Source organism: Nitrobacter sp., assembly GCF_051535235.1.
GTDB lineage: Bacteria > Pseudomonadota > Alphaproteobacteria > Rhizobiales > Xanthobacteraceae > Nitrobacter.
This window is the reverse complement of the sequence record NZ_JBPPLZ010000006.1, coordinates 239322-253258: the sequence shown is the minus strand read 5'-3', so window position 1 is coordinate 253258 and position 13937 is coordinate 239322. Positions and strand designations below refer to the sequence as shown.

The following is a 13937-nucleotide window of genomic DNA, read 5'->3' as shown; positions in this document are numbered from 1 at the left end:
GACGCCCTGGGGGTGCCCCCCTCCACGGCCATATCCTATGGATATATGTAGCTGTATATAATCCTATGGATATATCTTACTGTATATATCGATTCCACATGATGTCAACATCCAGGCATTTCTTCGGCAGGCTCCGGGCGAGAAGAGCCTGGGTCTTGCTATTCTTGTGCGGGATTGCTGTGGGTTCTGATCGAACGTCTCACAGCCAGATCATCTCGGATCTGATGAAACGATCGCCGCGCTTTTTTGATATCGACAATCGACGCGCAGAACTGTCCGCTATAGCGTTTTCGAGCGAAGCATGTTCTCGGGCTTGACCTGCGGATGGATGGGTACGGTTCGCGTGAAGAAAACGCTCAACTCAAATCAAAGAGCCTCGCTTCTGTGATTCCATCCGAAGCAGAAAGACTCTAGAGTCTGCTTCAACTGCGTTGAATCAGACTCGTCGCTTATCTTTTTAATTGAGCATGATCTTTTCCGAAAACCGGTTTCCACTTTTCGGGATCATGCTCTAGGCGGCGGCGCGGTCCGGGTCGCAAAACGCAAGACCCGTCAGCGCGACGCCTCGACGTTCTTCAGTCCGACAATCTGCGGCAGCGCACCGGTCGGAGAGGAATCCGTCTTCGCAGCTTCCGGCGGCGGCGGCGTCCTCGCCGTCATGTCGGGAAAGCGCGATTTCATTTCGCGCAGGAAGCCATCGAGCGTATCGACTTTCGCCGCCATCCTGGCGATCTGCTCGAACTCGGCGCTGTTGTCGGAGGCCGGCTTGCTCGCGGTATCGAAAGCGATCTTGTCGGCGGTGCCGCTCATCAACGGCGCATACTTTTCGCGGAATCGCGCGAGCCCCAGTGCATCCTCGGCGAGCGCATAGCCGATCACCGCACGGATGATGTCGCTCTTCTCGTGCGCGGTGAGCGGCTTGAAGTCGCGCCAGCGGTCGCCGTAATAGAGTTCGATCTGCTCGGACGCATCGCGCCAGCGCCGCGACGCCCAGTAGATGTCCGACCGCAGGCGGATCGCCTCACGCCCGGTGAGATTGGAGATGATGTCGAGGGCGAGATCGCGCCGGCCGATGTCGCTCTGCGCGCGCGCCTCGAGCAGCAATCGTTGCTGCCGCAATTCGCCGGCGAGATCGGCGATGCGCGTGGTGCGAAGTGCGGCGATCGCCCGGTCCGGCTTGCGGTTCATCAGATAGACCATCGCAAGCCGCGCGGCGACCTGCGCGCGCGCCGCACCGTCCAGCCGATGATCGACCTGATACTGCAGGAGATCGCTCGCCTGATCGAGCAGATCGACGCCGACAAGGCGATCGGCGAGCCGACGGATCATTTCATCGCCGCGCCGGCCGATCGGCGTCAGATCGCGATAGTCGTAAAACATCGCCAGCGCATCGACAGGCGGAAGGTTGTCGCCTTTGGTGCCGAGGAAAAGCTCGGCAAACAGCGCCGAGGCACTGTCCTGAATCTGGCGCGACACAGCGTAATCCGGCTCCAGCTTGGTGGCGGTCTTCGCAACCGCGAGCGCTTCGGTATAGCGGCCCGCATCGGTGTAGAGCGCCATCAGCATTTTCAGCGTCTGCACCTCCAGCCGATCGCCGCGCCACGTCACCGATAGCGTTTCGAGATCGCGCAGCGCCTCATCCGGCTTGATCTCGCCGCGCTTCTGCCGCAACGCGATGTCGTGTATCTGCGCCTCGGTCGCGGCTTCGCGATCTGGCGAGGCCATCGCCTCCTCGTATTGGGCAAGCGCATCCTTGTCGCGCCCCAACGCTTCAGACAGCCGCCCGCGCATGACCGTGACGTTGGGCTTCATCTCGTCGGGAATGCCGATGGCATCGAGGTCGCTGCTGCGCGCGGCGGCGCCCGAATAGTCGCCGACCTCAAGCGACGCCCGCATCGCATCGGCGACGATCGGGCGTTGCAACCCGAGCGGCAACGCGGAGATGGCGAACTGGGCGTTCTTGAACTTCTCGCGCGCCTCCGCCCACTTGCGCTGCTGCGCGAGCGCGAGCGCCTTCCAGAGCTGGGAATCGTAGTTGGCGCCGATCGCCGGATTGGCGAGATCGCGCGTCGCAGCCGCCGTGTAGTTGGTCAGCGAACTCGCGACCGAATGCACGATCAGCAGCACCGGATCTTCCTGTCCGGGATTCTGTTCGGACAGCGCGAGGTCGAGGACAGCCTTGGCTTCATAATAGAAGCCGCGCGCCATATAAAACCGGGCGAGGTCGATCCGCGCCGCGGTTCGCGCCTCGTCGCTACCTGCGGCCGACGCCACGTCGACCAGTTCGTCCAGCCGCTGGAAGAAATCGGCGTTGCTGTCTTTCTGCCACTCGCCGACATCGAAGATCGGCCGCGCCGCGGTGGTCGCTCGCTCGGGGGCGGAGTTGGCCGCCGACAGAGTGAGACCGCCGGGCCGGGTCACCGTGACCTTGTCGGGCGCGACCTCGATAGCGATATCGTCGGCCTTCGGCTCGACGACCACGCCATGGGTCGATTCGCGCAGCGAGAACTCCACGAATTCCTGGTGCCTGACAAACCCCTGCGCGGGCGGAAGCGCGGTGACGACCATCAGGGCGTCGCCCGAGTCGGGATCGACGATCCGGTGCAGCCTGCCGGTGCCGGCGAGCGGCACGGTGACGCTCGCATGATTGCGATCGACGACATTGCGCTGCGCGGTCAGCGCGCGCGACGACTTCTGCACGGCATCGGCGAACACCACCTCCCAGCGCCGGCCCGGCGCGACCGACGCGGAACCGTCGGGCTCGCCGGCCGAGATCGAGACCAGTTGCGGACGGGTCAGGCGGATGCGGATCGCCTGCCCATTCTCCACGGGGCGACGGTCGATGTCGGTGATGAGCGACCCGCCCTCTTTCCGGATCGCGTCCACGTCGACCGGCTTCTCCGAGTCGAACACCAGCCACACCGCATCGGCGCGGCGAAACAGCGCGGCCGGCGTCGGCCGGTCGAAACCGAACGTCAGACGAAAGCCGTCGCTGCGCCGTACCGCCGCGACGGTCACGGCGTCGTTCGCGCTTCCCTTCGCCGACGATGGCGGCGGCGCCGCCGGTTTTGCTGATGCGACCTTTGCCGGCTCCTGTTCGGCGTTTCCGACCGGCGCCTGTTTTGCCGGCACCACCTCCGACACGGCGGCCTTGGCGACCGGCGCGGGCGGCGTTTCGACGACGGCCGGCTTTTCTGCGGCCGGCTTTTCGGACGCGGGCTGACTGGACGCGGGTTTTTCCGTCACGACGGGCGCGGCGACGACCGGGGGCGTTTCGGGCGCTTTCGCAGCCGGGGCCGGTTTGCCGTCTGACGGGGGCGGCCCAACCGTCAGTCCGGCCTGTTCGGCAATCGTCTCCGACGTCGGCGGCGGAATCCCGGCCGGCTTTGCGGGCGCGGCAGCGGCGTCGGCCGGCTGTGCTTCGGCAATCGCCGCCGACAGACTATTGCCGGTCTGATGGAAGCCGATATCGACGATGTAGTTTTTCTCTTCACGGAACGAATGCACGTCGACATCGCCGATCAGTTTTATCTCGACCCGCGAGCCGTCGCTTTCCCTCTTCTGCGCGATCGAGGCGACGTTGGCGGGTGCCACCAGTTTGGCGTCCGCCAGATCGAAAGTCAGCGCCGGCTTGAACAACAGCGCGAGTTTCTGCTCGTTGAGGGCGGACGAAACATTGGCCCCATTCGGCAGTTCGAAAACGTAGCGCACGAAGGTCGGCTGCACCGACGCGCGCACGCGAACCGGCGGGCGCTTCTTCGACGCTTCCAAACTGCGCTCTTCACGCAACGCGCGCTCGGCGGCGCGAGCGCGTTCAGCCAGGTCGCGAACCACGTCCTGCGGCAGACCCGGCGGCGGACCCTTCCAGCCATCGGGCATGAGATCGATGAACACGCGCTCGCCCGCCGTCATCGTGTTGACGGAAACCTTGCGTGCCAGCGCCAGGCGAATGGCCAGGCCATCGGGATCGCGGCGCGCCGAGCCGACATAGTCCGGCACCGCCTCCGACAGCTTGTCGACGGGAATATCAACCGGCCGCTTGAAGCGGATCACGAGGATGGTGCCGGCAACCGTCACTTCGGAATCGACGTCGTCGTCGAGCTTGAGCACGAGCCGGGCATAACCTTTCGCCGCCGCAAAGCTCGCCTCGCCCCTGATGGCCTGCGCGCGGCTTGCACCGGGAAATGTCAGAGCGAGCAGCAGCAGCGCGGTTGCGAGCACCGGAATCCAGCCGCGCGAAAGCCGCCGCGCGCGAGAGCGCGCTTGCGACCAACATCCAGCGGCAGTCGTCCGCACCATTCCAGATCGTCTCTCGACTCCAGAACTTCGCTTCTGAAGCGAAGCTCTGATTGCTGCCTTGACGCGTTTTCCTCACGCGAACCGGTATCCATCCCCGGTCAAGCCCGAGGACATGCTTCGCGCGAAAAACGCTATCAACTCCTGATCGGCGGCTGCACGCCGATCAGACGGACTCTAGAATTGTGGAATTAAGGCCCTATTAAACAAGGATATTAATTGGGGTTCTGCGGTGTCGGCTTGCCCTCGATCTTCGGAAGATCGGCGTCCGCGGTGGTGGCGTCGCCGCCGCTGGCCCGGCGCGCCATTTCGACCGTCAGCCGTTCGGCCGCCGCAGGCGACATCTGGCCGAGAATGTCCGACATCTTGCGTGGCGCGATCTTCGAGGCAAGCTCGAACAACACCGACATTTCCAGTCGGTCGAACACCTTGGCGGCGTCTTTCGGCTTCATGTTCTCGTACATCGTCACGAGTCCCTTGAAGCGGGCGGCTTCGGCCTCGTTCTTCTGGTCGGTGGCGGTTGCGATCCGCGATTCGATGCCCTTCATCTCCTCGACGCGGCCCTCGATGCGCTTTTCAGCGGACTTCAGAAGGCTCTCGCGAATGTCGATTTCCCGCGCGCGTGCTTCGAGTTCCTGGCGCCGGCTCTGAAGCCGCTCGAGGATCGCGCGTTCGGACGGCGACACCGATTGCCCGGGCTCCGGAATGGTGACAACGCCCGCCTTCGACAGTCCCGGCGCGCCGTCCGCCGGCTTGGACTCTCCGTCAGGTTCCTTCTTTTCGGCCTTTTCGGCGCTCTCCTTGCCGGGGTCCTCTTTTTTCTTGGTCTCGACCGAGCCCGTGACGTCGCCTGCATAGGAAGTCGCGCCCGGAAAGTTCAGGTTCTCCTGTGCCCATGACCGGTGGGTCGAATTCGGCTGGTCGTCGAAGACGTAACCGCCGTCGACCACGAGGCCCGCGATCTTGAGCACCGCGAGGCCGAAGATCGCAACCACGACGACAGGAATAACCCGGATGTCCCTGAAAGCATTCATGCAGCGAGGCCGCTTGCCCTTCTACGTTCGGAAAATGCCCGCGCCGCGGCTGCGACCGAGCGGGCATCGCTGGGCGCGGGCTCCGGTTCCGGGGCCGTCGCCGGGCGCGCCGCGAGCGCGATCCGGGTCAGCCGCCGCACGACTGCGTCACCCTCCGTCAGTTGCTTCGCCAACTGCCGCGACAGTTCTGTGGCCGAGACGATCTGATTGCCGAGATTGTCATTGACGTCGCGCACGGTGTGCTTCAGCCCGCCGATGGCGCGCTCTGCGATCTCCGTCGCTGTGATCAATTCGCCGATGGTCGCCTTCAGCGACTGCTCGTCCGCTCTCAGCCGCTTCAGCCGTTTGTTCAGCAGCATGCAATAACCGATTGTCAAGACGAGAAGAACCGCGACAAGGCTCTCGATCGCTAGTCCGAAAGAGTGGTTCATTGGGCCTCCATCATCTTGGTCTGTTCGTCCGCTCTCTCGAACATGGCAAAAGTCGTGTTCGGTTTGCGCAAGTGTCTGGATACGCGAATGGCGACGCGGTCGCCGACGCGTCCCATGCGGCCCTCCGTCAGCGTGACGCTGCCGCACCGCACCGCCACCGACGCATCGGGACGCATGTCCAGCGGCAGCGTGTCGCCGACCTTCAGGGTCATGAGCTGCTTGAGCGGGATCTCGGCCTCGTACAGCACCGCGTCGACGGCGATCTGCGCCTGCGCGATCTCGGTGGCGAGGTGGCCCTCCCAGATCAGATCGCGGCCGAACTTTTCACCCATGAACATCTGCAACAACACGTTGCGGATCGGTTCGATGGTGGCATAGGGAAGCAGCAGTTCGATGTAGCCGCCGCGGTCTTCCATATCGATGCGCAGCCGGACCAAGATCGCAGCGTTGGCCGGACGGGTGATCGCCGCGAAACGCGGATTGGTCTCAAGCCGGTCGATCGTGAACGACACCGGCGACAGCGGCCGGAACGCCTGTTCGGCGTCGGCCAGAACGACCTCGACCAGCCGCTTCACCAGATTGGTTTCGATTGTCGTGTAGGGCCGGCCTTCGATCCGCAGTGACGTCTGGCCGCGACGGCCGCCGAGCAGCACGTCGATCATGGAGTAGATCAGGCTGGAATCGACCATCGCCAGCCCGAAGTTCTCCCATTCCTCCGCCTTGAACACGCTGAGAACGGCCGGCAAGGGAATCGAGTTCATGTAGTCGCCGAAGCGGACCGAGGTGATGCGGTCGAGCGAGACCTCCACATTGTCGGAGGTGAAATTGCGCAGGGATGTCGTCATCAACCGCACCAGGCGGTCGAACACGATCTCCAGCATCGGCAGGCGCTCGTAAGACACCATCGCCGAGTCGATGATCGCGCGGATGCCGGAGCTATCGTCGACGTTGATCTCGCCGACGCTGAAACCGAGCAGGCTGTCGATTTCCTCCTGCGAGAGGACCCGTTCACCGCCGTTCTTGGCAGTACCGAAATTACGGCCTCCGTCCTCGACCATGGCGGCCCACTGTTCCGCCATCGTCTCCGTGAGTTCATTGGCGGCAGCCGACTTCGCGGCCTCCTCGGGATCCTCCGAGCCAAGCGACGCCTCCCACTGGGCTGCGATCGCATCCTGGTCCAACTGATCGTTATCGCCCGCCATGACCCTGCCCCCGTCCCGTCACTGGATGACGACTTCCTTGAACAGCACGGCACTGACATGACTGGGCGCGATCGCCGTGTTGACCCGCCTGGTCAGTTCTTCCTTCAGTCGAAACAGCCCGGCCGAACCGTTGAGGTCGCTGGGGCGCAGTTCGCGCATGTAGGTCTGAAAGAGATCGGTGACCCGCGGCAGCGCCGGCTTGATCTTCTCGACCTGCGGCTCGTCCTTGACCTCGAGAACCACCTTCACCTTGAGATATTGCACGCGCTCGCCCGGCGCTCCGACCAGGTTGACCAGCATATCGGGGACTTCGATGAAGGCCGGCGGCTTCGGCGGCGGCGCTTCCGCATGCTGTTCGTCGCCGTGACCGTGAAAGAAGAAGAACCAGGCGCCTGCTCCGCCCGCGAGGCAAAGCACCGCAACGGCCGCGGCGATCAGGATCAGTTTCTTTTTCTTGGAAGCGGGCGGTGCGTCGCCTTCGGCTGCCGTTTTCTCGGCCTGATCTTTCTCTGCCATCGTCAGTTCGCCCGTTAGAGGGTTTAGTCCGATGCCGCCGAGCAGGCTAACGACGCGAAACAGATGCCCCCGGCGCACGGCGCGCCCTACAGGCGTTAAGACTAGGTTCTCAATGGTTAATGGATTCTTTCTTTTAACCATGCGGTAGGAAGATTTTGCCGGGCCGTTATGGTCAACAAGATCTTATTGCCGAGCTGTCGGCGCCTGTTCGTTTCCATAACGAATTGAAAATTCTTAGTTTTCAGACATGGCACGGCTTTCGCTACATCCCTGGACGACCGCAAGGCTTGGGAGAGCCTGAGGTCGGAAACGATCCGCCAACGCCTGGGAGGGCCTGACGCGGATCTTCGAGGGGAGAACCACCGATGGAGAATACCCTTCTCATCGGACTATCGCGGCAGATGATGCTCGAACGGCAGATGGATGTCGTTGCGAACAACGTCGCGAACGTCAACACCAACGGTTACAAGGCCGACCGCTCGCTGTTCGAGGAATACCTGATGCCGGTCGCCCACGAAGACAACTTCGTCGGCGGCGACCGCCGCCTCAGCTTCGTGCAGGATCGCGCCACCTTCCATGACTTCGCCGGCGGACCGACCGAGCAGACCAAGAACCCGCTCGATGTCGCCATCGACGGCAAGGCGTTCCTGGTGGTGCAGACGCCGGACGGCGAACGCTACACCCGCGACGGCGGGCTGCAGATCAACGCGCAGGGACAACTGGTGACGGCCTCGGGCAACCAGGTGCTCGGCACCAGCGGGCCGATCACGTTCCAGCAGACCGACCACGACATCGCGATATCCGACGACGGCACCGTGACGGTGATCGAGGGCACCAACAACGCGGCCGACTCCATCCGCGGCAAGCTGCGGCTGGTCTCGTTCGCGCAGGCGCAGAAGCTGCTCAAGGAAGGCTCCAACCTCTACGCCGCGGGCGAAGGCAACATCGCCCAACCCGACACCAAGGCGCGGGTCCGCCAGGGCTTCATCGAGCGTTCCAACGTCAGCGCGGTGAGCGAGATGAGCCGCATGGTCGAAGTGTCCCGCGCCTACACGCAGATGGCGACGCTGCTGCAGCAGCAAAGCGACCTGCAGCGATCGGCGATCGAAAAGCTCGCCGACGTTCCGGCATAAGGAAAGAGATTCATGCGTGCCCTCTATACCGCAGCGACCGGAATGGCGGCTCAGGAGCTGAACGTTCAGGTCATCTCCAACAACATCGCGAACCTGCGCACCACCGGCTACAAGAAACAGCGGGCCGCGTTTCAGGACCTGATCTACGATCACGTCCGCCGCGTCGGCGCCCAGGCCTCCGATCAGGGCACGATCCTGCCCGTGGGCATCGATCTCGGCGGCGGCGTCAAGACCGTCGGCACGCCGCGGCTGATGAGCCAGGGCACACTTTCGATGACCGGCAACGATCTCGACATCGCCATCCGCGGCGAAGGCTTCTTCAAGATCCAGATGCCGGACGGCACCTACCAATACACTCGCGACGGCACCTTCCAGATGGATAACCAGGGCCGCATCGTCAACGCACAGGGCAACCCCGTACAGCCGACGATCACGATCCCGCAGAATTCATCCGGCATCACCATCAACGCGCAGGGGCAGGTGTCGGTGACGTTGCCGGGCTCGACGACGCCGACCGTGCTCGGCCAGATCGGCCTGACCCGCTTCGTCAACAAGGCCGGCCTGCAGCCCGTCGGCGACAACAACTTCACCGAGACGCCGGCCTCCGGGCCGCCGCAGGACGGCGTCGCCAATATCGACGGCTACGGCGACATGCAGCAGTCGAACCTCGAACAGGCCAACGTCGAGGTGGTCTCCGAAATTTCCGACCTGATCGCCGCGCAGCGCGCCTACGAGATGAACGCCAAGGTCATCAGCGCCGCCGATCAGATGCTGCAATCCGCAGCCGCGTTGTTCCGCTAGGGAGGCTGACCATGGCCATCCGCTCGTCTCTCCTCGCCGCGGCGCTGATGGCGGCGTCCGCTCCGGCGCTGGCCGCGAACGACGCTCCACCGCGCGCCGCGCTGGCGAGCGCGATCCAGACCGCGGCCGCCGTTCCCCTCCCCTTGCTTCGCGCCGACGTCAAGGTCACCGGCGATGTGGTGCGGGTCGGCGACGTCATCGACAATGCCGGCAGTGCCGCGCAAATCGCGATCTATCGCGCGCCCGAGCCCGGCACCACCGGAACCCTTCCGACAACGCAGGTGCTCGACGCTCTCCGCGCGCATCAGGTGATCGGCGTCGACGCTCACGGCATTCGCAACGTCTCGGTGACGCGGCTCGCGCGCACCCTCGATGTCGACGACATCGAACTGCAGATCGCCGTGGCGCTCGAGCACCGCAACGGGCTCGGGGACGCCAAGGACCTGTCGCTGACCTTCGATAAAGACCTCCAGACGATCCATCTCGATGCGACGAACGACGGCGCCGTGACTCCGGTCGTGACGCGGTTCGACCCGCGCAACGGACGTTTCGACGTCACTCTCGAGATCGGCAACGGCTCAGGCGCCGCACCCGCCCGCCTCCGCTTCACCGGCACCGCCATCGAGACCGTCGAGGCTCCCGTGCTTGCCCGCGACGTCGACCGCAACACGCTGCTGAAGTTCTCCGATGTCGTGATGGAGCGTCGCCCCAAAGCCGAGGTCGGCAACGATGCCGCGAACCGCGACCGCGTCATCGGGATGCAGACGCGGCGGCAGATGCGCGCCGGCCAGGCCCTGCATGGCGCCGACCTCGCCAAGCCGGACCTGGTGCAACGCGACCAGGCCGTGACCCTGATCTACCAGGCTGCGGGAATCTATCTCACCGTGCGCGGCAAGGCGACCGAGGCCGGCACCGAAGGCGATGTCGTGAGCGTGCTCAACCTGCAATCGAAACGCACCGTATCCGGTGTCGTGGTCGGGCGCGGCCAGGTCTCGGTTTCTCCGGTTGCACCGGTCGTCCCGCGCAGGCTCGCGAGCGCCGCACCGGTCGCCGAAGCGCCGGCGATGGCTGGCGCGTCTTCTCCTGATTTCGCCCGCGACGGCGCGTCTGTATCTCCAGGATCCGAGTAACGTTCATGTTGAAGTCCGCGAACATCAACCGCCTCGCTCTCGCCGGCACGTTATTGGCCGCCGCCGGCCTTGCCAGTGGCTGTTCATCCATCGATCGGCTTTCCCAGATCGGCGAGACACCCAAATTGACCGCGATCGACAATCCGACGACGCAGCCGGGCTACAAGCCGGTGCAGATGCCGATGCCGAAGCCCGAGACGGTGTCCTACAACGCCAACTCGCTGTGGCGAAACGGTTCGCGCGCGTTCTTCAAGGACCAGCGCGCTGCGCGCGTCGGCGACCTCCTGACTGTCACCGTGAATTTCACCGACAAGGCCAATATCGCCAACGAGACCCAGCGCAGCCGCAGCAGCAAGGAAGATTCGGGCATCACCGACTTCATCGGCAGCAAGGTCATCAAAAATCCAGCGACCTCGATACTGCCGGGCCGCATTCTGACCACGGATTCCACAGCGTCCAGCGACGGCAAGGGCTCGGTGCAGCGCCAGGAGAATCTGCAGACCAGCGTCGCCGCCGTGGTCACGCAGGTGCTGCCCAATGGAAACCTGGTGGTCGAAGGCAAGCAGGAAATCCGCGTCAACTTTGAAATCCGCGAACTGATCGTGGCCGGCATCGTCCGCCCCGAGGACATCCAGAGCGACAACACCATCGACTCCAGCAAGATCGCGCAGGCCCGTATCTCCTATGGCGGTCGCGGTCAGATCAGCGACGTGCAGCAGCCGCGCTATGGTCAGCAGGTGATGGACGTGCTGCTGCCGTTCTAGCGGTCTTGGTAAGGAAATAGCGAATGTCAAATCCGCTCCGCTAGACTTTCACGAGCTCCCCGCCGTTTCGCGAACCCCAGGCGCGAGACGGCGACGACCCGGCGATGCTGCGCATCGTCCGGCATTGCGGCCTCCGGTAGCTCCCCTGCCGGAGGCCGTCATCGTTTCGCGCATGCCGCCAAACCCGCCGGCTTCTCGATAAAAATTCATGAAACCGGTCTGCCCGCAGGCGTTGGCAATACCTATGTCGATGGCATCACGTATCCGCGACATCGTGCGCAACCGCCGGAGACTTCCATGTCATCGCTCGTTCGTATCCTGATCGTCCTTGTCATATCCCTGAGCGTGATTTCGGACGCGGCGCAGGCGCGTCACCGCAAAGGCCGCGTGCACATCCACGGACAGATGCCATCGGCGACAGTCGTGACGCCGACGCCCTCGCCGCGGCTCAACACCAGCGTGGTCAACCAGCCGGGGGTGCCGAACACATCGCGTCCCGGAACCATCGGCACCGGCGCCGTGCCGAGCGGCCTCAGCGGCGACAGCCCCATCGCGCCGGGATTCCCCGGCCGGGTCGGGCGTGATTAACATCAATGTCGTCGCGAGGTGTCTAAGTGCGTTCCATCAGAACGCAATTTCGACACTCAAACGATGAGGCCGGCTGCGACAAGAATTTCGTTCATCCGGCGGCTTTCTGAAACTATGCTCGATCGGCCTGAATTCGCAACGGCATGTGCCGACAAGGAGTTGCGGTTTGATGCCGAAACCCGATCCCGATCTTCAGCAACGCGACGCGCTGCTCCAGACCGTGCTTCGCAACTACTTCGGGTCCGGTAACGCCGGGATCCTGCGAACCATCCAGTCCGAGGCCATCTATGTCGATCTCACCTCCGGCGCGACGCTGCTGCGCCAGGGCGACGTCAGCGACGAGGTCTACTTCGTCCTGTCCGGACGGCTGCACGCCTTTTCCGAAACCGAATCCGGCGCGCGGAAAATTCTGGGCGAGATCGGGCGCGGCGAAACCATCGGCGAACTCGCGTTGTTCACCGGCGAGCCGCGTTCGGCGACCATCGTGGCGGTGCGCGATACCCTGCTTGTCAAGGTGACGCGCGCGATGATCGAACACGCGATCACGCAGGACTCCGATATCGAAATGTCGATGATGCGGATCGTGATCCGGCGCTTCCGCCGCCACGAGCGCGAGCGTCAGCCGCCCCTGGTTCCGGTGAACGTCTGCATCCTGCCGATCACGCCGGGGCTGGATGCGGTCGAATTCGCGCAATGTCTGCGCGACGTGCAAACCTCACAAGCGAAGCCGGTGACGGTGGTCAGCGCCAATGAGGTCGCCGAACGCTTCGGCGCTACCCCTGATCACCCGGTCGGACGGCGTCATGACGCGCTCGCCGATTATATCGACGAGATCGAGGCACGGAGCCGCGCGGTCTATCTTGCGGCCGACGGAGGGAACACCGCGTGGACCCGGTTCTGCCTGCGCCATGCCGACGAGATCCTGCTGCTTGCCGCTGCCGAGCGCGATTCCGGCCTGTCCGAAGTCGAGCGGGCCTGTCTGTCGCCCGCTGCCCCGATCTCGATCGCGCGACAGACGCTGATCCTGCTGCACGGGACGGATACCAGAATTCCGACCGGCACGGCGCGATGGCTGGATGCGCGGCCGGCTGCGCGGCACTTCCATCTTCGCCCGCATCTGCCCCGCGATATGGCGCGGATCGCTCGCATCATCTCGGGGCGCGGCATCGGACTGGTGCTGTCGGGCGGCGGCGCGCGCGGCTTTGCCCATGTCGGCGTCATCAAAGCGCTGGAAGAGGCCGGCATTCCCGTCGACATGCTCGGCGGCAGTTCGATCGGCGCGGTCATGGGTCTGGTACTCGCGCTCGGCCGCAGCGCGGATGAGGTCGCAGCCGCAGTCCGCAAGGCGTTTCTCGAACATCCACGGGGCAATGTAACGGGCGACTACAACTTCGTCCCGCTGGTGTCGCTGATCAAGGGCGCGCGGACGCGCAGCGCGATGACGCAAGCCGTGCGCGACGCCACCGGCCGGGATGCGATCGACAACGAGGATAGCTGGATCACCTTCTTCACAATGGCGTCGGATTTCTCGATCGGCCGCGAAGCGGTATTGTCGCGCGGCGACCTCACCCGCAATGTCGGCGCGAGCTATGCGATTCCCGGAGCGTTGCCGCCGGTCTTCGTCGGCGGGCACATGATGTATGACGGCAGCACGTTCAACAATTTCCCGGTGGATGTGATGGCCCGGCTCGGCGCCGGCCGCATCATCGGCGTCGACCTCTCGGTCGACCGCGAGCAGGTGTTCGACATCGACTGCATGCCGGGAACGCTCGCGCTGCTGCGCGACAGGCTGAGGCCGCGCGCGAAGCGGCGCTACCGCCTGCCGAGCGTGCCGGAGACGATGCTGCGATCGTCCTTCATCACCTCGGTTTCGAAGCAGAAGGAAATGGGAAAATTCACCGACCTGTTGTTCCGGCCGCGTGTGCCTGACGGCCGCCTGCTGGACTGGAGCCGTTTCGAGGAGATGGTCGCGGCCGGCTACAGCCACGCCAGCCAGGTACTGGCCGGGCTGACGGACGAGCAGCGGGTAATGTTCCGATAAG

At 64.2% G+C, this 13937-nt stretch carries 11 protein-coding genes; 6 read left to right on the top strand and 5 right to left on the bottom strand.

All coding sequences use genetic code 11. The annotated features are described in order from the left end of the window. Nucleotides 1–552 precede the first annotated feature (552 nt). From ACS3WA_RS10770 to fliL, 5 genes are all read right to left on the bottom strand, one after another. Nucleotides 553–4299, bottom strand: a complete 3747-nt coding sequence (locus ACS3WA_RS10770) for a tetratricopeptide repeat protein (RefSeq protein WP_438278513.1) — start codon at nucleotides 4297–4299, stop codon at nucleotides 553–555. Between the two features lie 212 nt (nucleotides 4300–4511). Beyond that, nucleotides 4512–5330, bottom strand: coding sequence for a MotE family protein (locus tag ACS3WA_RS10765; protein WP_438278512.1), 819 nt, complete (start codon nucleotides 5328–5330; stop codon nucleotides 4512–4514). Continuing rightward, nucleotides 5327–5761 carry a DUF6468 domain-containing protein gene (locus ACS3WA_RS10760; RefSeq protein WP_438278511.1) on the bottom strand — a complete coding sequence of 145 codons (435 nt, stop codon included), beginning with the start codon at nucleotides 5759–5761 and terminating at the stop codon, nucleotides 5327–5329. Before ACS3WA_RS10760 ends, ACS3WA_RS10765 begins: the two co-directional genes overlap by 4 nt. Beyond that, nucleotides 5758–6963 (bottom strand): flagellar motor switch protein FliM, encoded by a 1206-nt coding sequence (gene fliM / locus ACS3WA_RS10755; protein ID WP_438278510.1) that lies wholly within the window; start codon nucleotides 6961–6963, stop codon nucleotides 5758–5760. The genes ACS3WA_RS10760 and fliM overlap by 4 nt, the downstream gene beginning before the upstream one ends. Nucleotides 6964–6981: 18 nt before the next feature. Then, nucleotides 6982–7479 carry a flagellar basal body-associated protein FliL gene (fliL, locus tag ACS3WA_RS10750; RefSeq protein WP_438278509.1) on the bottom strand — a complete coding sequence of 166 codons (498 nt, stop codon included), beginning with the start codon at nucleotides 7477–7479 and terminating at the stop codon, nucleotides 6982–6984. A 365-nt stretch (nucleotides 7480–7844) separates the two neighbouring features. Between fliL and flgF the strand changes: the two genes are divergently transcribed. The 6 genes from flgF (at nucleotide 7845) to ACS3WA_RS10720 (ending at nucleotide 13936) form a co-directional block, all read left to right on the top strand. Beyond that, nucleotides 7845–8612, top strand: coding sequence for a flagellar basal-body rod protein FlgF (gene flgF, locus ACS3WA_RS10745; protein ID WP_438278508.1), 768 nt, complete (start codon nucleotides 7845–7847; stop codon nucleotides 8610–8612). Nucleotides 8613–8624: 12 nt separating this feature from the next. Continuing rightward, nucleotides 8625–9413 (top strand): flagellar basal-body rod protein FlgG, encoded by a 789-nt coding sequence (gene flgG, locus ACS3WA_RS10740; protein ID WP_438274860.1) that lies wholly within the window; start codon nucleotides 8625–8627, stop codon nucleotides 9411–9413. An 11-nt stretch (nucleotides 9414–9424) separates the two neighbouring features. Continuing rightward, nucleotides 9425–10543: a flagellar basal body P-ring formation chaperone FlgA gene (flgA, locus tag ACS3WA_RS10735; protein WP_438278507.1), complete on the top strand. Its 1119-nt coding sequence runs from the start codon at nucleotides 9425–9427 to the stop codon at nucleotides 10541–10543. Between the two features lie 5 nt (nucleotides 10544–10548). Beyond that, nucleotides 10549–11307, top strand: a complete 759-nt coding sequence (gene flgH / locus ACS3WA_RS10730) for a flagellar basal body L-ring protein FlgH (RefSeq protein WP_438278506.1) — start codon at nucleotides 10549–10551, stop codon at nucleotides 11305–11307. Between the two features lie 297 nt (nucleotides 11308–11604). Then, nucleotides 11605–11895, top strand: a complete 291-nt coding sequence (locus ACS3WA_RS10725; RefSeq protein WP_438278505.1) for a hypothetical protein — start codon at nucleotides 11605–11607, stop codon at nucleotides 11893–11895. A gap of 169 nt (nucleotides 11896–12064) precedes the next feature. Next, nucleotides 12065–13936: a patatin-like phospholipase family protein gene (locus ACS3WA_RS10720; RefSeq protein WP_438278504.1), complete on the top strand. Its 1872-nt coding sequence runs from the start codon at nucleotides 12065–12067 to the stop codon at nucleotides 13934–13936. Nucleotide 13937: the final 1 nt, after the last annotated feature.